The sequence below is a fragment of the Rhodophyticola sp. genome, from assembly GCF_965284195.1.
Taxonomy (GTDB): domain Bacteria; phylum Pseudomonadota; class Alphaproteobacteria; order Rhodobacterales; family Rhodobacteraceae; genus Rhodophyticola.
Genome location: NZ_CBDIRM010000001.1, coordinates 2,949,628 through 2,970,109, shown reverse-complemented (window position 1 = coordinate 2,970,109; position 20,482 = coordinate 2,949,628). Strand labels below are relative to the sequence as shown.

The window sequence follows — 20,482 nt, the reverse complement described above, 5'->3', positions numbered from 1 at the left end:
CAGGCACCATAAACACGGTCGCGCGCCGGGGTCACCGGCGCGCGACGTGCAATTCGAAAATCTTGTCGGAAAAAACCGTCAGATGCCCACGAAAGGCTGCGCGATGCGCGGCAGCAGACCGTTGAACTTCAGCGGTGCATCGGTGGCGATAAGGCAGATGCAATCCTCACCCGGGTCGGCGGTGGGGGTATGGTTGGTTTCCTCGCCCGCGATTTCCACGTCGCCGCGCGCAAACCGATCCTCTTCGTCGGAATAGGCGCCCTGAAGCACCAGCGTCATCTCGGTGCCGCGATGACTGTGCATCGGCATGGCCTGCCCGGCGGGGATGTAGAGCAGCCGGACGCTGGCATCCTTGCCGGAATGCAGCACGCATTGCTTGACGCCCATGCCCACAGCGCGCCATTTCACGGCGTCGAGATCGCCACCGACCACATCGCGCAGCGGGGCCGGGAAAATACCCGTTTCGGCAGGTTCGGGGGCGGGGGCCTGTTCGGGCGCGGACGCGGCGGAGATCCGCGCCAGTGTGGCCTCGAAGCTGTCTTCGTCCAGATCGGCGGTGCCGACATGGTCCAGAACCGCCCCGCCAAGCGCCTCGAAGCTTTCCAGGCGGGCCCGCGATTCGTCGCTCAGCGACACATGGGTGGCGACGACCAGATCGAAGGCCTGCGGCAGGGCGCCGGCGGCATACCCCATCAGGAGATCGTCTGAAATATGATGGTTCACGTCTTGCATATCTTTCACGTCATGTTGTGCCGCAGCCGATCCAGCGCCAATCTAATGCGCGACTTGATCGTGCCAAGGGGCAGGCCGGTTTCTGCGGCGATTTCACTATGGGTCAGGTCGCCGAAATAGGCGCGTTCGATAAGAACCCGCTGTTTTTCGGGAAGTGTCTTCATCGCCTCGGCGAGGCGGTGGCTTTCCTGCTGAAGGGCAAGGACATCGGCCTGATCCGGCGCCTGTTCGGGGCCCCAGGGCAGATCCTCGGGTTCGGGTCGTGCGTATTTCCGAAGCAGGTCGATCTTGCGGTTCCGGGCGACGGTAAAGATCCACGTCGCCACGCTTGCGCGCGACGGGTCATACATGTGCGCCTTGCGCCACAGCGTCGCCATGACGTCCTGCATGCATTCCTCAGCCAGGCCGGCATCCGCCCCGGACTTGATCAGGAACGCTTTGACCTTGGGCGCAAAATGCCGGAACAGCTCGGCGAAGGCCGTCTGATCCTGAGCGGTGGCAATGGCCTGAACCCGTGCAACCCAGTGCTCTTCACTATTCTGTACGATCGTCACGTCTTTCCCACGCGCCGCACCCCAGACCATCGCAGATGGCGCGAGGAACACCCCCGGCGGCAGCGCGTCAATTGTGTCAGCATGGTCGTTCATCAAAAGCATACAAGGGCTACGCGGGATAACCTAGCGTGGATCAATCTTTTTTCTTTCATCCGCGACGGGACATGGGCCGTAAACCCAGATAACCGTCAAGGATCTGACAAAGGGGTTTGCATGCCATTCGAAACGACCGACGCCGCACCGCGCCGCATAGCCGTGATCGGCGCCGGGATCTCCGGAATGGCCGCCGCCTACCATCTGTCCACGACCCATGCGGTGACCCTGTTCGAGGCGGAGCCGCGCCTTGGGGGGCATGCGAGAACGGTTCTGGCGGGCAAGACCGGGGATCAGCCGGTCGATACCGGGTTCATCGTGTTCAACTATGCGAATTACCCGCATCTCACTGCCCTGTTCAAGGAACTTGACGTGCCGGTGGCGCGCAGCGACATGAGCTTTGCGGCCTCCATCGGCGGCGGGGCGATCGAATACGGGCTGCGCAACCTGCCGGCGCTTTTCGCGCAGAAATCGAACCTGCTGCGGCCCGGTTTCGCCTGCATGATCCGCGACATCCTGCGCTTCAACGCCCGCGCCGAACGGGTTGCGACCGACAGCACCGTGACGCTGGGCGCGCTGATGGAGCAGATGCGGATGGGCCGGTGGTTCCGCGACTATTACCTCACGCCGATCTCGGGGGCGATCTGGTCCACACCCAAGGAAGAGATCATGGCGTTTCCGGCGCAGGCGCTGATCCGGTTCTTCCGCAACCATGCCCTGTTGAGCGCGTCGGGGCAGCATCAGTGGTGGACGGTTCAGGGCGGTTCCGTCGAATATGTCAAACGGCTCGAAAGCGCGATGCTGGGCCGGGGTGTCGATATCCGCCTCGGTGCGCGGATCGAGGCCGTGCGGCGCATTGCGGGCGGTGCCGAGATCTGCCGGAAAGGCGCGTGGGAGAGGTTCGACGAGGTCATCTTCGCCACCCATTCGGATGACACGCTGGCCATGCTGGCCGATCCGTCGCCCGAGGAGACCGCAACGCTTGGCGCCGTGCGGTATCAGCCGAACACGGCCATCCTTCATGCGGACAGGCGCGCGATGCCGCAGCGCCGCGCGACATGGTCTTCCTGGAATTACACCGAACGGCCGGGCCACGGCGGCGGGCCGATCGACCTGACCTACTGGATGAACTGCCTTCAGCCGATCCCGGAAAGCGACCCGCTTTTCGTGACGCTGAACAGCCGCGGGCCGATCGACGAGGCCCTGATCTACGATCAGACCACGTTCCGGCACCCGGTCTATGATCTTGCGGCGCTTGACGCACAGGGTAGGATCCGGGCCATGAACGGCACGAACAACACGTGGTTCTGCGGGGCCTGGATGAAAAACGGCTTTCACGAAGACGGCTATGCCAGCGCCATCGACGTGATCGAGGCGATGGCCGAGCGCGACAGGTTGGCGCTGGCCGCGTGACGCCGCGCATCGATCATATTGCGGGCGAGACCTTTCACGGTCGCCGCGGTGCGGTCGAGAATGCGTTCAGATACGGCATCGATTACGTGATGCTCCGGCCCGAGGATGAGACGCCAACGCCGCGCCTGTTCGGGCGCAACTGCGGCGGTCTGGCCTCGCTGTGGGATACCGATCACGGCGGCGCGCCGAAAAAGGGCCGCGGCGCGCCATGGGCGCGCGAGGTCCTGGCCGCGCATGGTCTGGCCGGGGTGACGGGCGGGCCGCTCTACCTGCTGGCGCAACCCCGGATGCTGGGCCATGTGTTCAACCCGGTCAGCTTCTGGCTGGCCCATGATGCGGATCATGTCCTGCGCGCCGTCATTGCCGAGGTCACGAACACGTTCGGGGACCGCCATTCCTATCTCTGCGCCCGTCCCGACCATGCGGAAATCACCCGCGCCGATACCCTGACCGCGACCAAGATCTTCCATGTCTCCCCGTTTCAGCCGATCTCCGGCGGCTATGCCTTCCGGTTCGACATTCGCGAGGATCGCATCGGGATCTGGATCGACTATTCCAACGGGAACGAGGGCCTGATCGCGACGTTGACGGGCAAGAGACGGCCGCTCACCTCGGCCGGTCTCCTGCGTGCCGCGCTTCGCCGCCCGTTCGGGTCGCGCCGGGTGCTGGGCCTGATCCACTGGCAGGCCTTCAAGCTGTGGTGGAAGGGGGGCACCTACAGGCCGCGCCCGACCCCGCCCGCCGACGAGGTTTCGCGGTGAGCCAACCACCCGCCCGCCTGGCGGGCTACGCGGTCTTCGCGGCGATGCTCGCCTCCGCAGGGTTGCCGATCTACATCCACGCGCCGAAGTTCTTCGTCGACGAATACGGGGTGGGGCTGACGGCGCTGGCCGCGGTTCTTTTCGGGCTGCGCCTGTTCGACGTGGTGCAGGATCCGGCGCTTGGCTGGCTGGCGCAGACGACGCGCAACCGCCGCGCAGTGGCAGTGACGGCGGCAACCCTGCTGCTCGGGCTTTCCATGATCGGCCTTTTCGCGATCACCCCCCCGGTCGCGCCGCTGTGGTGGTTCGGGCTTACACTGACGGGGCTCTTTTCCGCCTTTTCCTTCCTCACCATCTGTTTCTACGCCCAGGGCGTTCAGACCGCCGCCGCGCTGGGGCGGAAAGGCCATCTCCGGCTTGCGGCGTGGCGGGAAAGCGGCGCTTTGCTGGGTGTCTGCCTGGCCTCGGTCGCGCCGACCGTCCTGATTTTCACCGGCGCGCCCTTCGCGGCCTTCGCCATCGCCTTCGCCGGTCTGTGCCTTGTCGCGATCATGATGATGCGGGGTGAGTGGCATCCGACCCCGCTCGCGTCGCGGGGCGGGTTTCGCCGTGTCCTGGCCGATCCGATCGCGCGCAGGCTGCTGCTGATCGCGCTGGTCAATGCCGCGCCCGTCGCGGTTTCCTCCACGCTGTTCCTGTTCTTCGTGGAAAGCGCACTGGACGCGCCGGGATGGGAGGGGCCGCTGCTGCTGCTGTTCTTTCTTGCCGCCGCCGGCTCCGCGCCCGTCTGGTCCCGCGTCGCGCAGAAGATCGGTGCGCGCAAGGCGCTGCTGATGGCGATGGTCGCCGCCATCCTCTCCTTCTCCACGGTGCTGGCGCTTGGCCCCGGCGACACGATCCTGTTCGCGGTCATCTGCGTGATCTCGGGCGCGACGCTGGGCGCGGACCTGACGCTTCTTCCCGCGATCTTCGCCCGCCGCATGGCCACCGTCGCGCCGGAGGCGGGCGCCGCGTTCGGTCTTTGGTCCTTCGTGTCGAAATTCACCCTCGCCTTTGCCGCCGTCACCCTGCTGCCGGCGCTCGACGCCGCGGGGTTCATCGCCGGCGCCGACAACACCCCGGCGGCTTTGTCGCTGCTCACCTATCTTTACGCGCTTGTCCCATGTGTGTTGAAACTGGTTGCGATTGGCCTATTTGCAGCCACCCCGCTGCCCGAAGACGAACCAAGGAGCTGACCACATATGCGCGACTGGACCGGAAAACGTTATTGGCTGGTCGGAGCCTCGGAAGGTCTCGGCCGGGCCGTGGCCCATCACCTCAGCCGGGCCGGTGTCGATCTGATCCTGAGCGCGCGGAGCGAGGACAGGTTGCAGGATCTGGTGGCCGAATTGCCGGGCCGGGCGTCCTATGTGCCGGTTGACATCGCCGATACGGCATCGGTCGCCGCCGCCGCGGCGGAGGTGGGGGAGATCGACGGTTTCGTCTTCCTTGCCGGGGTCTACTGGCCGCAGGCCGCGCAGGAATGGGATGCCGATCAGGTGGAGGCGATGTTCGACATCAACCTGACCGGAGCCGCGCGCTGCCTTGCTCATTTGGTGCCGCAATTCGTGACGCGCGACCGGGGCCACATCGTTCTGACCGGCTCGTTGTCCGGGTTCCGGGGTCTGCCCGGGGCCATCGGCTATGCCGCATCCAAGGCCGGGCTGATGTCGCTGGCGGAATCCATGTATATGGATCTGCGCAAGACCGGGGTCGAGGTGCAATGCGTCAACCCGGGTTTCATCAAGACCCGCCTGACGGAAAAGAACGACTTCGACATGCCCTTCATCATGGAACCCGAAGAGGCCGCGGCGGAAGTGTTCGAGCATATGGGCACGGACCAGTTCCAGCGCAGCTTTCCGCGCCTCTTCAGCCTGATTTTCCGGGGAAGCGTGTTTCTGCCAAACTGGCTCTATTTCCGCCTGTTCGGCTAGGATGAACCTTGCGCAAGATCAAAGACGCGCGTCTTGTCATGGGCGGATAACGGCATTCTGACAGCGCGCGAGGAGGAAGAGACCATGCTGGCGATATCGACACGGAAGGTGGCGCAGATAATCCTGATGGGACATGAGCTTGACCGGGCCGAGGGCGAATTGCGCGGTCTGGTCGAGACCCTGAACGAGGATGAGCAGGCCGAACTGGTCGCGATCATGTGGATCGGACGCGGCAGTTTCGAGCCCGAGGATTTCGCCGAAGCGCTGGCCACCGCGCGGGAGGAGGCCACGACGCCCACGGCGGATTACCTGATCGGCACGCCGCATATGTCGGACCATCTGGAGGCCGGGCTGGAGATGCTGGGCGTGAGTGCCACGGATGAGGAAGACGATCTGATGTAGGCAGGTCGCCCGGCGACGGGTGGCGCGATCAGAGATCCGCGCAGTGCCGGTCGAACTCCGCCTTCGCGCGCGCCCACACGCCGCCTTGCAGGTCGGTCAGTGTCGTCAGGGACGGCAGCAGTTGCGCCGCGTAATCCTCGGAGCTTTCGAGCGGCAGCATCGAGGGCAGGTTGTCGATTGCGGTGACATCCAGCACCGGATCTTCGTGAACCCGCAAGGCGGGCGCGTTCCAGTCGGTTGTCCTGTCATAGACTTTCACGGGTGAGAAATCCGAGGTCGGATCACAGGCGATATCGCCGATGACGCTCAGCTTGCGGGGCGCGGTTCTGGCGGTGTCGGGCACGAAAACCGGTGTTCCCGGTCGAGCCAGAATGCAGTTGAGGAAGATGTCATGGGCCAGCACCTCGGGGAATGGCCCGCCCGAGGCGGTTTCGGCCATGTCCCATCTGGTGACCGGCACCCCCATGCTGTCGCAGAAATCGGCCGCACCCGTCCCCACCCGGCCAAGCGCCCCGATGATCAGGGCGTCCGGCCGCCTGTCTTGGGGCAACGCGGCGGTCAGGTCGCCAAGCAGCGCGTCCCTGCCGCCATAATCCCCGACGGGCCCACAGACGCCACCTGTCTGTTGCGCGGCCCAGCATTTGAGCGCCACCGCCGCGCCGGCGAACCCGGCCCAGTAGCCGAAGGCGGCCACCCGCCGCCCCGCATCATCCACAAGATACTCCAGATCGTAGAGCGTGCCGCCGCCCGCCCGGAAGCGCCGCAGCAAGTCCCGCCCCGCCGCCTGCCCCTTATAGGCATGGCCGAACATGATATGGCGATGCGTCAGCGGTGTGCCGTCTTCCGGCAGTTCCTTCAGCCCGAAGACGATGGCATCCGCGGGCGCGTCGGGCCAGCTGTTCTCGGCGGCGATCCTGGCGCCTGCGTCGCGGTAAAGATCGGTCGGGATCGCCCGGACGGAGCTGTCTTCCACGGTCACGCGCAGGCCCGCGTCCAGCAATGCCTTTGCGCCCCCGGGCGTCAGACCGACGCGCTTTTCGTTCGGGCGCTGTTCGGCGCGGACCCAAAGATGTGTCATCCGGCGATCTCCCTCTTGCGGGGTGGTTGTAGGCTCAGCGTGGAGTGGCGGCAAGCGTGCACGCGGGCCGCGGCCGCCCGGGCGACGCCGCCGGACAGGGTGCAGGACATCGCGCATCGGCAGATGTCTGTCCCCCGTCCGACGCGCGCGCCGCGATGGGGGAATGCCGGATTTGGACCCGACGCCGTCGCTAATCCGGGACTGTCGACCACGGAAATCTGCGATAGGGTGTCCATGGATCAGGGAGACATGCGCATGACCACCGACAGGATCCGCTTCATGCTGGATGGCGAAGCCGTCGAGGCCCGGCCCGGAGAAACCATCTGGGAGGTCGCGAATGGCCGCGGTCTGGTGATCCCGCATCTCTGCCACAAGCCCGCGCCCGGTTATCGCCCGGACGGCAATTGCCGCGCCTGCATGGTGGAGATCGAGGGTGAGCGCACCCTTGCGGCGTCGTGCATTCGGGAGCCAGCGGAGGGCATGGTCGTCAGCACCGCCTCCGGCCGAGCCACGACCGCGCGGAAGATGGTGATGGAGATGCTGCTGGCCGATCAGCCGCCCCGCGACATGGCCCATGACAAATCCGCCCATCTCTGGGACATGGCGGAGGCCAATGGCGTCACCGAAAGCCGTCTGCCTGAGCTGGAAAAGGAGCGGATCCCGCTTCTGGATGACAGCCATATCGCCATGTCCGTCAATCTAGATGCCTGTATCCAGTGCGGTCTTTGCGTGCGGGCCTGCCGCGAGGTGCAGGTCAATGACGTGATCGGGATGGCGGGCCGTGGGCATGACAGCTTTCCGGTCTTCGATTTCGACGATCCGATGGGCGAAAGCACCTGCGTGGCCTGCGGGGAATGCGTGCAGGCCTGCCCGACGGGCGCGCTCATGCCCTCCTCGGTGGTGGATGACCATCAGGTCGGCGACCGGGCCGATTTCGACAGCGAAACCGAAAGCGTCTGCCCGTTCTGCGGCGTGGGATGCCAGGTGTCGGTCAAGGTCAAGGACGGCCGCATCAAATATGTGGAGGGGATCAACGGCCCCGCCAATGAGGGCCGTTTATGTGTGAAGGGCCGGTTCGGCTTCGATTACATTCACCATGCCCACAGGATCACCAAGCCGATGATCCGCCGGCCCGATGCGCCGGAAAAGGGTCTCAATGTCGACCCGGCCAATCCCTGGACCCATTTCCGGGAGGCGACATGGGACGAGGCGCTGGAAAAGGCCGCCCACGGGCTGGCCGATCTGCGCTCCTTCTACGGTGGCAAATCCGTTGCCGGGTTCGGCAGCGCGAAATGCACGAACGAGGAGGCCTATCTGTTCCAGAAGCTGATCCGTCAGGGTTTCGGCCATAATAACGTGGACCACTGCACCCGGCTTTGCCATGCGTCCTCGGTGGCGGCGCTGATGGAGAATGTAGGCTCCGGCGCGGTGACTGCCACATTCAACGAGATCGAGAATGCGGATCTGGCGATCGTGATCGGCGCGAACCCGGCGGAAAACCATCCGGTCGCAGCGACCTTCTTCAAGCAGTTCACCAAGCGCGGTGGCACGCTTGTCGTGATGGACCCGCGCGGGCAGGCGCTCAAGCCCCATGCCAGGCACATGCTTCAGTTCCGGCCCGGAACCGATGTCGCGCTTCTGAACGCGATCATGAACGTGATCGTGGAGGAAAAGCTCTATGACCGGCAGTATATCGAAGGCTTCACCGAGGGCTTTTTCGAGTTCCGGGAGCATATCCGCGCCTTCACGCCCGAGCGCATGGCGGAACTTTGCGGCATCGACGCAGAGGTGATCCGGGCCGTGGCCCGTGATTACGCGGCCGCGGACCGGGCGATGATTTTCTGGGGCATGGGCGTCAGCCAGCATATCCACGGCACCGACAATTCCCGCTGCCTGATCTCGCTGGCGCTGCTTTGCGGACAGATCGGGCGCCCGGGGACGGGCCTGCATCCGCTGCGCGGCCAGAACAATGTGCAGGGCGCCTCCGACGCCGGGCTGATCCCGCAGGTCCTGCCGGATTACCAGTCGGTGACCGACCACGAGGTGCGCGAGCTGTTTCGCCATATCTGGGGCGGCACCGAGATCGACGCCGAACCCGGCCTGACCGTGGTTGAGATCATGGACCGGGTCTACCGCGGTGAAATCAAGGGCATGTATATCCTGGGCGAGAACCCGGCGATGTCGGACCCGGATGTGGAACATGCCCGCAAGGCGCTGGCGACGCTGGATCATCTTGTGGTGCAGGATATCTTCGTCACCGAGACCGCGAATTTCGCCGATGTGATCCTGCCGGCCTCGGCGTTCCCGGAAAAATCCGGGACCGTGACCAACACCAACCGGCAGGTGCAGATGGCGCGCAAGGCAGTCGAGCCGCCCGGCGAGGCACGAGAAGACTGGGAGATCATCGTCGCGCTGGCCAACCGCATCGGGCTTGACTGGGATTACGACGATCCGCGCGAGATCTTTGACGAGATGAAGATGTCGATGCGAAGCCTGCATCACATCACCTGGAAACGGCTGGAGACCGAATCCGCCGTGACCTATCCGAGCCTCTCGAACACCGATCCGGGCCAGTCCGTGGTGTTCGGCGACGGGTTTCCCCGCCGGGCGGGGCGCGCCAAGTTCACGCCCGCCAGGGTGACGCCGCCCGCCGAGTTGCCCGACGAGCGGTTTCCGATGATCCTGATCACCGGCCGCCAGCTGGAGCACTGGCATACCGGCTCGATGACCCGGCGCGCGACGGTGCTGGATGCGGTAGAGCCGGAGGCGAATTGCTCGCTTCACCCTTCCACCTTGCGCAAACTGGGGGTGGAGCCCGGTGCAAAGGTGCGGCTGACGACCAAGCGCGGCTCGATCGAGATCATGGCGCGCGCCGACAGGGCCGTGGCCCCGGACATGGTTTTCGTGCCGTTCGCTTATGTGGAGGCGGCGGCCAACATCCTGACCAATCCCGCGCTCGACCCGTATGGCAAGATCCCGGAGTTCAAGTTTTCGGCGGTGAAGGTCGAGGCGGCCGGGGAGCAGGTGGCGGCGGAGTAATCCAGTCGACCCGGCTTTGCCGGACCAAGTCGGCAGGCGAGTTTTTCAAGTGGCGGCGTAAATTTTCTTGCGCGTGTCAGCGTGATTTAGACGCCCCAATTGTAATTGCTTGGAGATTTGTCGGCGCTTTCTGGCCGTTGTCTCATTTTTGTTGTTTTGCGGGGGTTCACACATTCTCCCGTCGGATTTTCCACAACGTGTTCCAGCGTTGTTGTAAACGCACATCTTGCTTCGGCATTGTGCCGGACAGTTCATTCAGGATACCGCGATGACACCCTTCGCAAAACCCCTACTTCTTGCAGCCATGATGACCGGGGTTATCGTTTCCGCCGCCGCGGCGCAGACCAACATCTTCAGCGGCACCGAAACTGTCGATGATCAGATCGAAGACCTTCGGGACGATATCGATGACGATTTCGACCGTGACATCGACCGGTTCGGAAACGAAGGCCAACCGCTCGGCTTCTCCGGTTCGCTCGCCTTGCGCGGCACAGCCAGTGACGGCAACACCGACACTGCCAATCTCGGTATCGGCACAAGCCTTGGCTATTATGACGGCACCAATGGCTACACGCTCGCGCTCAGCTATGCGTTTGGCGAAGAGAACAACGTAACCTCCGAGGAAAGCCTGCTCTACGATCTGGAATACCGCCGCGACCTGAACCCCGCGCTCTTCGGCTTTGCCACGGTCCAGGGCTCCGTCGATCAGTTCTCCAGCTTCGAAAGCGACACTTTCATTGGCGCCGGTCTTGGCTACCGCATCTCGAACACGAACGATTTCCAATGGTCAGTTCAGGCTGGGCCCGGGTATCGGATTGCAGAGCTTTCCAACCTGACCAGCGTGGATGAGGCTGCTTTCAGCATCGGCTCCAACCTGCTTCGCCGCCTGAACGAAAACGTGTTCTTCACGTCCGACATCGACGTGGTTATCTCAGACTTTGACACCGCTGTTTTCAGCGATCTGGGTCTGACCGTGGCGATGACAGATATGCTGGCGCTGCGGACAAGCATCCAGACCGAATACCATACCGATCCGTTGCCGGGCTTTAGCGATACCGATCAGACCTTCGGCGTTTCGCTGGTCTATACCTTCAACTGAGAACTTCCCGTTTCGGGAAGGTGCACGGGAACGGCAGGGGTTGCGAGACCTCTGCCTTTCTCTGTTGGGAATCCACTATCCGCCCATGATACCGCGGATGACCGGCAGGATCGCCGCCGCGGCGATGCCGACGCCCGCGCCGATCCCAAGCCGGAGCAGCGGCGCGCCAAGACGTGGACCGGCCAGACCAAGCAGGCCGCAGATAACCGCGTAGAAGATCATCGCCATGAGGTCCATCGCTGGACCTTAGCATATCGGGCTGGCATGTCTTGCGGGAATTCACCTGCCGAAAGTGCCGCCCCATGTCCCCCGATCCCGACCGCTTTCTGTCTGACCTTCGCCATCTGCGGAGCTTCGGCGCCGAGGGCACCGGCGTGATGCGCCGGGCGTTCTCCGGCCCCGATATCGCCGCGCGGGAGTGGCTGGTGAGCCGGATCGAGGCGATCGGTCTGACCCCTCATGTGGACCCGGCGGGCAATGTGTTCGGCTTGAGCGGCGGGCTGTCTCTGCTGATCGGGTCACATTCCGATACCCAGCCCGAGGGTGGCTGGCTGGACGGCGCCTACGGCGTGATCGCGGGGCTGGAAATTGCGCGCGCCGCGGCTGAATCGGGCGGCCCTGCGATTTCGGTGGTGAGCTTTCAGGACGAGGAGGGCCGCTTCGGCGCGCTCACGGGCAGCGATCTCTGGGCCGGGCGCACCACTTTGGCCGAGGCGGATCGCTACACCGACACCGACGGGGTAAGCTTCGCGGATGCGCGCCGTGGCCTTGCACATCTTATGCAAGAAGATTTCGTCGATCCCGGCCGGTTCACCGGATTTCTGGAAACCCATATCGAACAGGGGCCGGTGCTGGACGCCGCGGGCGAAGGGGTGGGGGTCGTCACCTCCATCGTCGGGCTTCGTCAGCTTCAGATCACCGTCACAGGGCAGCAGAACCACGCCGGCACCACGCCGATGCATATGCGCCGGGATGCGTTTCAGGGCGCGGCCCGGGTCGCAATGCTGCTGAACGAGCGGTTCGCCAATGTGGTAACGCCGCAATCGGTCTGGACCATCGGCCATATCCGTCTGCACCCCAATGCCTCCTCCATCGTGCCGGGGCGGGCAATTTTCACCATTCAGTGGCGCGATGGGGAGGTCGACCGGCTGGACCGAATGGAGCGGATCATCGAAGAGGTGCTGACGGAGGTCGCCGGGGAAACGGGCCTGACCGTCGATGCCGGGCGCCTGCGCAACGATCTGGCGCCGGTGCCGATGGATGACGGGATGCAGGCCGCGTTGCGGGCGGCGGCGGACAGACACGCGCCGGGGCGGTGGCGCGCGATGCCGTCGGGCGCGCTTCACGACGCCTCCAACGTGTCGCATCTGATGCCGGTGGGCATGCTGTTCGTACCCTCCATCGGCGGGATCAGCCACAGTTTCGAGGAGGATACGGCGGAGGCGGATCTGGTGCTGGGCCTGCGGGTTCTGGCCGATGCCGCCGGGGTCCTGGCCCCGGCCTGAGATCGGCGCGCCTGACAGCAGGTGGCTGAAAGCCGCCGGGTGCGGGGGGCCGCGGCGGAACCCGCGCCGCGCGGCCTGCGTTGATCCGGCAAGACCTCTGTAACCTGTCAAAATAGGAAAGCGCCGATGACCGACCCGATCTCCTATTCTCCCGATCCTCTGAGCGGCCCGGATACCGAGGCCGAACGCGAAGCGCTGCAGGCGCTGTTGAACCGCACGGTCGATGCCAAGGCCGGGTTCGACACGATGCGCGAAAAGGCCGAGCCCGAGTTTCGCCCGGTCGTGCAGAAGTTCCACGGCACGCATCACGCGCATACCGACCAGATCGCCGCGCTGATCGCGGCGCGCGGCGGCGAGCCAGATGTCAGCGGCACGCTGATGTCCAGCGTCAACACGGCCGTCGTTTCGATCCGGGCACTGTTTGACGAGATCGACGAAGACGTCATGGACAGCATCCGCGACGGCGAGGGCCATGTGCTGGAAGCCTTCGACGAGGCCATCGCGGCCATGACGGAAGGCCACGACAAGGGGGCCCTTGTCCGCATGCGCGGAGAAATTCAGGACCTGCTGGACGAAACCCGGCATCTGGACTGAACCCGCACCGTCACCCGCCCGGGCCGGGTGCGAACCTCGGCCCGGCACCGCAGGAGGCGCCGCGCGTCAGCTCCAGCTTACATCGCCCAGAAAGATATAGCCCGCACCGTAGATCGTCTTGATCAGTTGCGGGTTCTTCGGGTCTTCGCGCAGTTTTGTGCGCAGGCGGCTGATCCGCACATCCATCGCCCTGTCGAAGCTTTCGCCCGCCGCGCCGCCAAGGCTCTCCTGCATCTGCTGGCGGGAGATCAGGCGTTTGGGGCTGTCCAGAAAAAGCCGCAACACTTCACCTTCCGCATGGGAAAACCCGATCTCCTCGCCCGTTTCGTCGACCAGCACGTAGCGGTCGAAATGGGCGGTCCATCCGCGGAAGGTGGCGGTGTTGCCCGCGTGTTCGCGGGGTTTCGACTGGCGCAGCCGGGCTCGGACACGGGCCACCACCTCGGCCGGGTCGAAGGGTTTGATGATGTAGTCATCGGCCCCGAGTTCCAGCCCGGTCACCCGGTCCTGCACCTGCGCCCGGCCCGAAATGATGATGATCGCCGCCCCGGATTCCAGGGCCAGCCGATGAACGACGGCCAGCCCGTCGCGATCCGGCAGCCCCAGATCGACAAGGCAGACATCGGGCGTGGCGCTGCGAAGCGCGGCCTCGAACTCGGTCGCGCGGGCGTAGGCCGCGGTGCGAAACCCCGCCTCGCTCAGCGCATCGGACAGCATCGTGCGGATCTGCGGCTCGTCATCGAGAATGGTGACAAGCGCGCTCATGCCACGGCCTCCGCGTGGAAAAGATGGGTCAGCGCGGCGGGATCCAGCGGCTTCGACAGAACCGGCCAGCGCGCCGCGCCCTTCTGCCGCAACGGGTCGCCATGCGGCAGCGCCGTCATCAGCGCAAGGCGATGGCGCGGATGACGATCCGCGATTCGCGTCAGCAGGTCGACGCCGGTGATATCGCCTTCCAGATTGATATCCGAAAGCACCCAGTCTAGCCCCGGCAGATCGGCAAGCGCGAGCGCCTCCGCGCCGCTTGCGGCCTCGATCACCTGATGGCCAAGACCGGTCAGCATGTCGCGGATAGTGGCGCGCAGTTCCGTCTGATCCTCTACCAGAAGCACCAGATGGGCGCGGGTATCGCCGCTGGCATGGCGCAGGGGCAGCCGCAGGCTGACCGCGGCACCGCGGGGCGTGTTGGAAAGTTTCACGGTTCCGCCGGCCAGTTGCGTCAGGTCATAGACCATCGAGAGGCCAAGGCCCGAGCCATGTTCGCCCTTGGTTGTGAAGAACGGATCAAGCGCGGCCTTCAGCGCCTGCTCCGTAAAGCCCGGCCCGGTATCGAGCACGGTGATTTCCAGCCATGTTTCCGATACGGCACGGACCCGGATCGCGATCTCGCCGGCCTCCTGACCGATCGCATCGCGTGCGTTCAGGACCAGATTGAGCAGGCTGTCCTGCAACGAGCCCGCATCCAGCAGCAGCAGGGGCTGCGGGTCCGGATCCACATCGATGACGAGCGTGATCGTATCGGGCAATGCCGCGCCCGCCAGCGGTGCGAAGGCGGCCAGCATCTCGGACAGGTCCGTGGGCACCGGGTGGATTTCCCGCGGGCCGGACATCCGGGCGATCTTGTCCAGCAGCATGCCGCCCCGCCGCGCCGCGGATTTGGTGGCCCCGGTCAGTTCCGCCGCACCGGGCGGCAGGGGCAGCTTTTCCAGCCGGCCCTGAAGCCCCAGAATGATCGTCAGCAGGTTGGCGAAATCATGGGCCAGCCCGCTGGTCAGCTGCGCGGCGAGTTCACGCTTGTGGGTCTGGCTGAGCGCCGCGCGCGCCTGCGCCTCTTCGGTGACATCGGTGGACAACAGATACACGCCCTCGATCTCGCCCCCCGCGCCCTCGTCGGGGGTGAAGGCGGTGCGGATGCGCCGGCCGCTTTCGGGTTCGGTGAACTCCAGCACCGATGCCGCGCCCTCCAGCGCGCGGGCCACCTGCGACGAGAGCCGCGCGGCGGTGGCCGGGCCAAGCGCCTCGGCCATGTGCAGGCCCACGATGTCGCTGGCCCGTCCAGGCAGGATCGCGGACAGGCGCCGGTTGGTATAGGTGTAGACCTGATCCCGATCGACATGGGCGATATGGGCCGGCATCATCTCGGTCGTCAGGCGGATCCGCGCCTCCATCTCGGAAAGCCCGCGCTTCGCCTCTTCAAGCTGTGCGTTGGTCGCCGCGAGTTCCCGGTTGGTCTGCGCCAGCCGTTCCGCATGGGTCAGAAGCTGGTCCGACAGCTCCTCCGACCGGCTGCGCAGCAGCTTTTCCTGCCGCTTGATCTCGGTGATGTCGGTATAGACCGTGACCCAGCCGCCTTCGGGCAGGGGCGAGCCCTCGACGCTGATCGTGCGCCCGTTGGAGCGTTGGCGCTCCATGTAATGGGGCACGAAGGCGCGCGCCTGTTCGACCCGGTCCAGCACGAACCGCTCCGAGTCCTCCACATCGCCATATTCGCCGTGGCCGACCAGATAGCGGATCGTGTCCTCGAAGCGCGCGCCGGGCGTCACCAGTTCCGCGGGCAGGCCGAACATCGTCTGAAACGGCCGATTGCACACGGCGAGTTTCAGCTCGGCGTCATAAATGGTCAGCGCCTGCTGGATCAGGTTCAGGCCCGCGCGGGTCATCTGGTTCGTGATATCGGCTCGCGCCATGTCTCTCGCGCCTCCCCTGTCCCATCGCTGGCACTGTGGCGGGCCTGTCGTCAAGCCCGTCGGGGCGCTGTTACAATTCGTTAGGTTTGGGAAAAAGTCAGGCAAAAGTTGACGTCGACATATTTCGTGCCACGGTAATGCTGCGAGAGTCGCGCAGACAAGCGATCCGTGAGCGCCGGATGAAACCGGCGAAGGGAGGATGAAAATTGGCTGACGTAACCGCGGCTGCGGGAATTCCTGCCTCCGTTCCGGCACTCTTGGCGCGGAACGTGGCGCAGTTTGGCTCGAAACCCGCCTATCGGGAAAAGGAATTCGGGATCTGGCAAAGCTGGACCTGGGCGGAGGCCGCCGAAGAGATCGACGCGATTGCCTACGGTTTGCTGGCCCTGGGTGTGGACCGCGGCGACTATATCGCGGTGATCGGGCAGAACCGCCCGGCGCTTTACTGGTCGATGGTGGCCGCGCAGAAGGTGGGCGCAATCCCGGTACCGCTCTATCAGGATGCGGTTGCCGAAGAGATGGCCTATGTGCTGGAGCATTGCGGCGCGCGTTTCGTGGTGGCCGGGGATCAGGAGCAGGTCGACAAGGTCATCGAGGTGCAGGAGACCGTCCACTGCATCGAACACATCATCTATCAGGATGCCCGCGGCCTTCGCAAATACGACCATTCCAAGCTGCATTCGCTGGAGGCGATCCAGGCCGAGGGCCGCGCCGCCCATGAGCGGTTCGAGAAGGAACTGGCGACCCGCGAGGCGGAGCTTGGATGGGACAGCACCTGTGTGATGCTCTACACGTCGGGCACCACCGGCAAACCCAAGGGCGTGGTGCTGAGCAACAAGAACATCATCGCGACCTCCAAGAACTCCGCCGAGTTCGACGATCTGCGCCCCGGGGACGAGGTTCTGGCATATCTGCCCATGGCCTGGGTCGGGGATTTCATCTTTTCCATCGGTCAGGCGATGTGGACGGGCTTTTGCGTGAACTGCCCCGAAAGCCCCGAGACGATGATGACCAACCTGCGCGAGATCGGGCCGACATACTACTTCGCCCCGCCCCGGGTTTTCGAAACGCAACTGACCAATGTGATGATCCGGATGGAGGATGCCAGCAAGCTCAAGCAGCGCATGTTCCGCTACTTCATGGATCACGCCAAGAAGGTTGGCCCGAAACTGCTCGACGGCAAACCGGTCGGGTTCATGGACAAGCTGATCTATCAGCTTGGCGAGACGCTGGTCTACGGGCCGCTGAAAAACACGCTCGGCTTCAGCCGGGTCCGCGTGGGGTACACCGCCGGCGAGGCGATCGGCCCGGAGATTTTCGATTTCTATCGATCTCTGGGGATCAATCTGAAACAGCTCTACGGCCAGACCGAGGCAAGCGTTTTCATCACGCAGCAGCCCGATAACGAGGTGCGCCCCGATACGGTCGGCGTCCCCTCGCCGGGCGTGGAAATCCGGATCGACGACAATGGCGAGGTCTACTATCGCTCGCCCGGGGTCTTTGTCGAATACTACAAGAATGCGGAAAGCACCGCCTCCACCAAGGATGCCGAGGGTTGGGTTGCCACCGGCGATGCGGGCTTCATCGAGCCCGATACCGGGCATCTGCGGATCATCGACCGGGCGAAGGATGTGGGCAAGATGGCCGACGGCCGCCTGTTCGCGCCGAAATATGTCGAGAACAAGCTGAAGTTCTTCCCCAATATCCTTGAGGCGGTCGTGTTCGGCTCGGGCCGCGATTGTTGCACCGCCTTCATCAATATCGACCTGACGGCGGTGGGAAACTGGGCCGAGCGCAACAACATCTCCTACTCCTCCTATCAGGAGCTTGCGCAGCACCCCCAGGTGCTTGAGACGATCCAGGGCCATGTCGAAGAGGTGAACCGGAGCGTTGCCGAAGACGAGATGCTCTCGGGCTGCCAGATCCACCGCTTCCTCGTGCTGCACAAGGAACTGGACGCGGATGATGGCGAACTCACCCGCACCCGGAAGGTCCGCCGCCGGATCATCGAGGAGAAGTTCGCCGACCTGATCGCAGCGCTTTATGGCGGGTCCGACAGCGTCTACACCGAGACCGAAGTGACCTATGAGGACGGCCGGAAGGGCAAGATCAAGGCCACTTTGGAAATCCGTGATGCGGCGACGGTGGACGTGGCGCAAGACCGGATCGCCGCAGAATGAGGCTGCTTTCGATCATTCTCGCCCTAATCGGCTGCTGGCAGCCGGCACTCGGGCAACAGGAGGAAGATCGATTGTCTCTGATGGCGTTTCACGCATTCAATGGCTTTCAATGCTCTGAACTCGCAGCGGGCTTCGGAGATGAAGAGACTGCTGCGACGTTATTTGATTTGGGCTACTCCTCAGTTCTAAGCCTCGCGGCAGAACTGGATGTCAATGAACTGGACATTTCTGATATTGGCGGACCCGCCATACTCTCAACGCTTTGGGTTGGACCGACGACGGATTTTACGGCGGGACGGGTCTATGAGGCGGCTCGGCAATTTGTTCGGCGTGAGGTGCGAGAAATTCTTGGGCGGGACTGGTTCGACGAAGGTAGGCGCGCTTCGACCAGCCGTTTTTTGTACGCCGGGATGAGCTGTGAGGATCTTATAAATGCTTGATAACGCATCAGAAAGCTACGTCACCGAAGACGGTCGCAAGATCGGCGGCGTGGTCATGGAGATGCGCAACATCACCCTGCGATTTGGCGGGGTCGTTGCGATCAAGGATATCTCCTTCGACATTCGCGAGGGCGAGATTCGCGCGATCATCGGGCCCAACGGCGCGGGCAAATCCTCGATGCTGAACGTCATTTCGGGGTTCTACCACCCGCAAGAGGGCGAGGTGTGGTATCGCGGCGCGCGCCGCCCGGCGATGAAGCCGTTTCAGGTGGCCCGGCAGGGCATCGCACGGACCTTCCAGAACATCGCGCTTTTCGACGGGATGAGCGTGCTCGACAACATCATGACCGGGCGGCTGAACCACATGTCGGCGAGCTTCCTCGATCAGGCGCTCTGGTGGGGCAAGGCGCAGCGCGAAGAGGTTAAGAACCGGCGGGTCGCCGAAGAGGTCATCGATTTTCTCGAAATCCAGAATATCCGGAAGACGCCGGTGGGACGGCTGCCTTACGGGCTCAAGAAACGGGTCGAATTGGCGCGCGCGCTTGTCGCGGAGCCCAGCATCCTGCTGTTGGACGAGCCGATGGCAGGCATGAATGTCGAGGAGAAGGAGGACATGTCCCGCTTCATTCTCGACGTGAATGACGAGTTCGGCACCACCATCGCGCTTATCGAGCACGATATGGGCGTGGTCATGGACCTGTCCGACCGCGTGGTGGTGATGGATTACGGCAAGAAGATCGGCGACGGCACCCCTGACGAGGTGCGCAACAACCCGCAAGTGATCGACGCCTATCTAGGGGTGGCGCATGACTGAGCTGGCCGCGCACAGGACGTCGATCCTCACCAGGATGCGGTCTCTCCCGCTTTCCTTGCCAAGCCGACTGCCACGGATCACTGCACAGCAATCATCCGAGCGCTCGATTATCTTGATCTCAGGGGGACACGATGCCTGAACAACTCGTCTTCGCAATGGAGGTCACGCTGAACGGCCTCATGACCGGGGTGATGTATTCGCTTGTGGCGCTCGGTTTCGTGCTGATCTTCAAGGCGTCCGGCATCTTCAACTATGCCCAAGGGGTCATGGCGCTGTTCGCGGCGATGACGCTGGTCGGGATTCAGGACGGACGGGTGCCGTTTGCCCATATCATCAACGAAGTTCTGGGCACGGACATTCACTATTTCGGGTGGGAGGTGCCGGCCTTGCTGGCCATTCTTCTGACCGTGCTGGTGATGATCGGCTTCGCGCTTTTCGTGCAGAAATTCATCTTCAGGCATCTGGTGGGGCAGGAGCCGATCATTCTGTTCATGGCGACGATCGGGCTGGCCTATTTCCTCGAAGGGGTGAGCGATCTGATGTGGGGGTCGGAGATCCGCAATCTGGACGTCGGCCTGCCGCAGGGGATCAACGACACCATCGATCAGGTGACGTTCGAGATTTTCGGCTATGGGTTCTTCATCGACAATCTGGATCTTTGGGCGACGGGCATTGCCGCGGTGCTGGTGGCGGGCCTGATCGCCTATGCGCAATACACCAAGAACGGCCGCGCGATGCGCGCGGTGGCCGATGACCATCAGGCCGCGCTGAGCGTGGGTATCTCACTCAACTATGTCTGGATCCTCGTCTGGTCGCTGGCGGGTATCGTGGCGCTGGTTGCGGGGATCATGTGGGGCTCCAAATCAGGTGTCCAGTTCTCGCTGTCGCTGATTGCGCTGAAGGCGCTGCCGGTACTGATGCTGGGCGGGTTCACCTCGATCCCCGGGGCCATCGTCGGGGGGCTGATCATCGGGGTGGGCGAGGCGCTTTTCGAGTTCTCCATCGGCCCGCTGATCGGCGGCGCGACGGAAAACTGGTTCGCCTATGTGCTGGCACTGGTCTTCCTGGTGTTCCGACCGCAAGGCCTGTTCGGCGAAAAAATCATCGAGAGGGTGTGA

19 protein-coding genes are annotated in these 20,482 nt (G+C 64.0%); 13 read left to right on the top strand and 6 right to left on the bottom strand.

The window, feature by feature from the left end; all coding sequences use genetic code 11:
* Window positions 1-78: 78 nt before the first annotated feature.
* Together ACQ651_RS14910 and ACQ651_RS14905 are read right to left on the bottom strand one after the other, a co-directional pair.
* Window positions 79-732, bottom strand: coding sequence for a ChrR family anti-sigma-E factor (locus tag ACQ651_RS14910; protein WP_227285869.1), 654 nt, complete (start codon window positions 730-732; stop codon window positions 79-81).
* 5 nt (window positions 733-737) lie between these two features.
* Entirely contained in the window at window positions 738-1,379 is a 642-nt protein-coding gene (locus ACQ651_RS14905; RefSeq protein ID WP_430449707.1) for a sigma-70 family RNA polymerase sigma factor, read from the bottom strand.
* Window positions 1,380-1,499: 120 nt separating this feature from the next.
* Here ACQ651_RS14905 and ACQ651_RS14900 point away from each other — a divergent pair, with 120 nt between their 5' ends.
* The 5 genes from ACQ651_RS14900 to ACQ651_RS14880 all read left to right on the top strand — a co-directional run bounded on the left by ACQ651_RS14900 (window position 1,500) and on the right by ACQ651_RS14880 (window position 5,928).
* On the top strand, window positions 1,500-2,792 hold the full coding sequence (locus ACQ651_RS14900) for an NAD(P)/FAD-dependent oxidoreductase (protein ID WP_430449706.1): 1,293 nt from the start codon (window positions 1,500-1,502) through the stop codon (window positions 2,790-2,792).
* A complete protein-coding gene (locus tag ACQ651_RS14895) occupies window positions 2,789-3,553 on the top strand; it encodes a DUF1365 domain-containing protein (protein ID WP_430449705.1) in 765 nt (254 codons plus the stop codon). Before ACQ651_RS14900 ends, ACQ651_RS14895 begins: the two co-directional genes overlap by 4 nt.
* On the top strand, window positions 3,550-4,788 hold the full coding sequence (locus tag ACQ651_RS14890) for an MFS transporter (protein WP_430449704.1): 1,239 nt from the start codon (window positions 3,550-3,552) through the stop codon (window positions 4,786-4,788). The genes ACQ651_RS14895 and ACQ651_RS14890 overlap by 4 nt, the downstream gene beginning before the upstream one ends.
* A gap of 6 nt (window positions 4,789-4,794) precedes the next feature.
* The gene (locus tag ACQ651_RS14885) at window positions 4,795-5,526 is read left to right on the top strand and encodes an SDR family NAD(P)-dependent oxidoreductase (RefSeq protein WP_430449703.1); all 732 of its coding nucleotides are present in this window, start codon (window positions 4,795-4,797) and stop codon (window positions 5,524-5,526) included.
* A gap of 84 nt (window positions 5,527-5,610) precedes the next feature.
* Window positions 5,611-5,928: a DUF3775 domain-containing protein gene (locus tag ACQ651_RS14880; protein ID WP_227285911.1), complete on the top strand. Its 318-nt coding sequence runs from the start codon at window positions 5,611-5,613 to the stop codon at window positions 5,926-5,928.
* Between the two features lie 28 nt (window positions 5,929-5,956).
* Here ACQ651_RS14880 and ACQ651_RS14875 read toward each other — a convergent pair whose 3' ends face one another.
* A complete protein-coding gene (locus ACQ651_RS14875) occupies window positions 5,957-7,006 on the bottom strand; it encodes a saccharopine dehydrogenase (RefSeq protein ID WP_430449702.1) in 1,050 nt (349 codons plus the stop codon).
* A gap of 255 nt (window positions 7,007-7,261) precedes the next feature.
* Between ACQ651_RS14875 and fdhF the strand changes: the two genes are divergently transcribed.
* Both fdhF and ACQ651_RS14865 read left to right on the top strand, forming a co-directional pair.
* Window positions 7,262-10,045 carry a formate dehydrogenase subunit alpha gene (gene fdhF, locus ACQ651_RS14870; protein WP_430449701.1) on the top strand — a complete coding sequence of 928 codons (2,784 nt, stop codon included), beginning with the start codon at window positions 7,262-7,264 and terminating at the stop codon, window positions 10,043-10,045.
* A gap of 268 nt (window positions 10,046-10,313) precedes the next feature.
* Window positions 10,314-11,144 carry a DUF481 domain-containing protein gene (locus ACQ651_RS14865; protein WP_375551327.1) on the top strand — a complete coding sequence of 277 codons (831 nt, stop codon included), beginning with the start codon at window positions 10,314-10,316 and terminating at the stop codon, window positions 11,142-11,144.
* 75 nt (window positions 11,145-11,219) lie between these two features.
* Here the strand turns inward: ACQ651_RS14865 and ACQ651_RS14860 are convergent, their stop codons facing one another.
* Entirely contained in the window at window positions 11,220-11,381 is a 162-nt protein-coding gene (locus ACQ651_RS14860; RefSeq protein ID WP_227285877.1) for a hypothetical protein, read from the bottom strand.
* Between the two features lie 65 nt (window positions 11,382-11,446).
* Here ACQ651_RS14860 and ACQ651_RS14855 point away from each other — a divergent pair, with 65 nt between their 5' ends.
* Window positions 11,447-12,649 carry a hydantoinase/carbamoylase family amidase gene (locus ACQ651_RS14855; protein WP_430449700.1) on the top strand — a complete coding sequence of 401 codons (1,203 nt, stop codon included), beginning with the start codon at window positions 11,447-11,449 and terminating at the stop codon, window positions 12,647-12,649.
* A 126-nt stretch (window positions 12,650-12,775) separates the two neighbouring features.
* On the top strand, window positions 12,776-13,243 hold the full coding sequence (locus ACQ651_RS14850; protein WP_430449699.1) for a DUF2383 domain-containing protein: 468 nt from the start codon (window positions 12,776-12,778) through the stop codon (window positions 13,241-13,243).
* Between the two features lie 66 nt (window positions 13,244-13,309).
* Here the strand turns inward: ACQ651_RS14850 and ACQ651_RS14845 are convergent, their stop codons facing one another.
* Together ACQ651_RS14845 and ACQ651_RS14840 are read right to left on the bottom strand one after the other, a co-directional pair.
* Complete coding sequence (locus ACQ651_RS14845) at window positions 13,310-14,008, bottom strand: response regulator transcription factor (RefSeq protein ID WP_227285880.1); 699 nt, start codon at window positions 14,006-14,008, stop codon at window positions 13,310-13,312.
* On the bottom strand, window positions 14,005-15,930 hold the full coding sequence (locus tag ACQ651_RS14840) for a PAS-domain containing protein (RefSeq protein ID WP_430449698.1): 1,926 nt from the start codon (window positions 15,928-15,930) through the stop codon (window positions 14,005-14,007). Before ACQ651_RS14840 ends, ACQ651_RS14845 begins: the two co-directional genes overlap by 4 nt.
* A 206-nt stretch (window positions 15,931-16,136) precedes the next feature.
* Here ACQ651_RS14840 and ACQ651_RS14835 point away from each other — a divergent pair, with 206 nt between their 5' ends.
* The 4 genes from ACQ651_RS14835 (at window position 16,137) to ACQ651_RS14820 (ending at window position 20,482) form a co-directional block, all read left to right on the top strand.
* Window positions 16,137-18,110 (top strand): AMP-binding protein, encoded by a 1,974-nt coding sequence (locus ACQ651_RS14835; protein WP_227285882.1) that lies wholly within the window; start codon window positions 16,137-16,139, stop codon window positions 18,108-18,110.
* Complete coding sequence (locus tag ACQ651_RS14830) at window positions 18,107-18,550, top strand: hypothetical protein (RefSeq protein ID WP_227285883.1); 444 nt, start codon at window positions 18,107-18,109, stop codon at window positions 18,548-18,550. The genes ACQ651_RS14835 and ACQ651_RS14830 overlap by 4 nt, the downstream gene beginning before the upstream one ends.
* Window positions 18,543-19,364 carry an ABC transporter ATP-binding protein gene (locus tag ACQ651_RS14825; RefSeq protein ID WP_430449697.1) on the top strand — a complete coding sequence of 274 codons (822 nt, stop codon included), beginning with the start codon at window positions 18,543-18,545 and terminating at the stop codon, window positions 19,362-19,364. The genes ACQ651_RS14830 and ACQ651_RS14825 overlap by 8 nt, the downstream gene beginning before the upstream one ends.
* Before the next feature lie 131 nt (window positions 19,365-19,495).
* Window positions 19,496-20,482 carry a branched-chain amino acid ABC transporter permease gene (locus ACQ651_RS14820; protein WP_121897659.1) on the top strand — a complete coding sequence of 329 codons (987 nt, stop codon included), beginning with the start codon at window positions 19,496-19,498 and terminating at the stop codon, window positions 20,480-20,482.

Excerpts from the sequence above, each read along its gene's own strand:
- ACQ651_RS14840 (WP_430449698.1), bottom strand. The coding sequence starts at position 15,930 with ATGGCGCGAGCCGATATCACGAACCAGATGACCCGCGCGGGCCTGAAC.
- fdhF (WP_430449701.1), top strand. The coding sequence starts at position 7,262 with ATGACCACCGACAGGATCCGCTTCATGCTGGATGGCGAAGCCGTCGAG.
- ACQ651_RS14850 (WP_430449699.1), top strand. The coding sequence starts at position 12,776 with ATGACCGACCCGATCTCCTATTCTCCCGATCCTCTGAGCGGCCCGGAT.
- ACQ651_RS14900 (WP_430449706.1), top strand. The coding sequence starts at position 1,500 with ATGCCATTCGAAACGACCGACGCCGCACCGCGCCGCATAGCCGTGATC.
- ACQ651_RS14825 (WP_430449697.1), top strand. The coding sequence starts at position 18,543 with ATGCTTGATAACGCATCAGAAAGCTACGTCACCGAAGACGGTCGCAAG.
- ACQ651_RS14865 (WP_375551327.1), top strand. The coding sequence starts at position 10,314 with ATGACACCCTTCGCAAAACCCCTACTTCTTGCAGCCATGATGACCGGG.
- ACQ651_RS14880 (WP_227285911.1), top strand. The coding sequence starts at position 5,611 with ATGCTGGCGATATCGACACGGAAGGTGGCGCAGATAATCCTGATGGGA.
- ACQ651_RS14830 (WP_227285883.1), top strand. The coding sequence starts at position 18,107 with ATGAGGCTGCTTTCGATCATTCTCGCCCTAATCGGCTGCTGGCAGCCG.
- ACQ651_RS14875 (WP_430449702.1), bottom strand. The coding sequence starts at position 7,006 with ATGACACATCTTTGGGTCCGCGCCGAACAGCGCCCGAACGAAAAGCGC.
- ACQ651_RS14855 (WP_430449700.1), top strand. The coding sequence starts at position 11,447 with ATGTCCCCCGATCCCGACCGCTTTCTGTCTGACCTTCGCCATCTGCGG.
- ACQ651_RS14820 (WP_121897659.1), top strand. The coding sequence starts at position 19,496 with ATGCCTGAACAACTCGTCTTCGCAATGGAGGTCACGCTGAACGGCCTC.
- ACQ651_RS14860 (WP_227285877.1), bottom strand. The coding sequence starts at position 11,381 with ATGGACCTCATGGCGATGATCTTCTACGCGGTTATCTGCGGCCTGCTT.
- ACQ651_RS14905 (WP_430449707.1), bottom strand. The coding sequence starts at position 1,379 with ATGAACGACCATGCTGACACAATTGACGCGCTGCCGCCGGGGGTGTTC.
- ACQ651_RS14885 (WP_430449703.1), top strand. The coding sequence starts at position 4,795 with ATGCGCGACTGGACCGGAAAACGTTATTGGCTGGTCGGAGCCTCGGAA.
- ACQ651_RS14845 (WP_227285880.1), bottom strand. The coding sequence starts at position 14,008 with ATGAGCGCGCTTGTCACCATTCTCGATGACGAGCCGCAGATCCGCACG.
- ACQ651_RS14910 (WP_227285869.1), bottom strand. The coding sequence starts at position 732 with ATGCAAGACGTGAACCATCATATTTCAGACGATCTCCTGATGGGGTAT.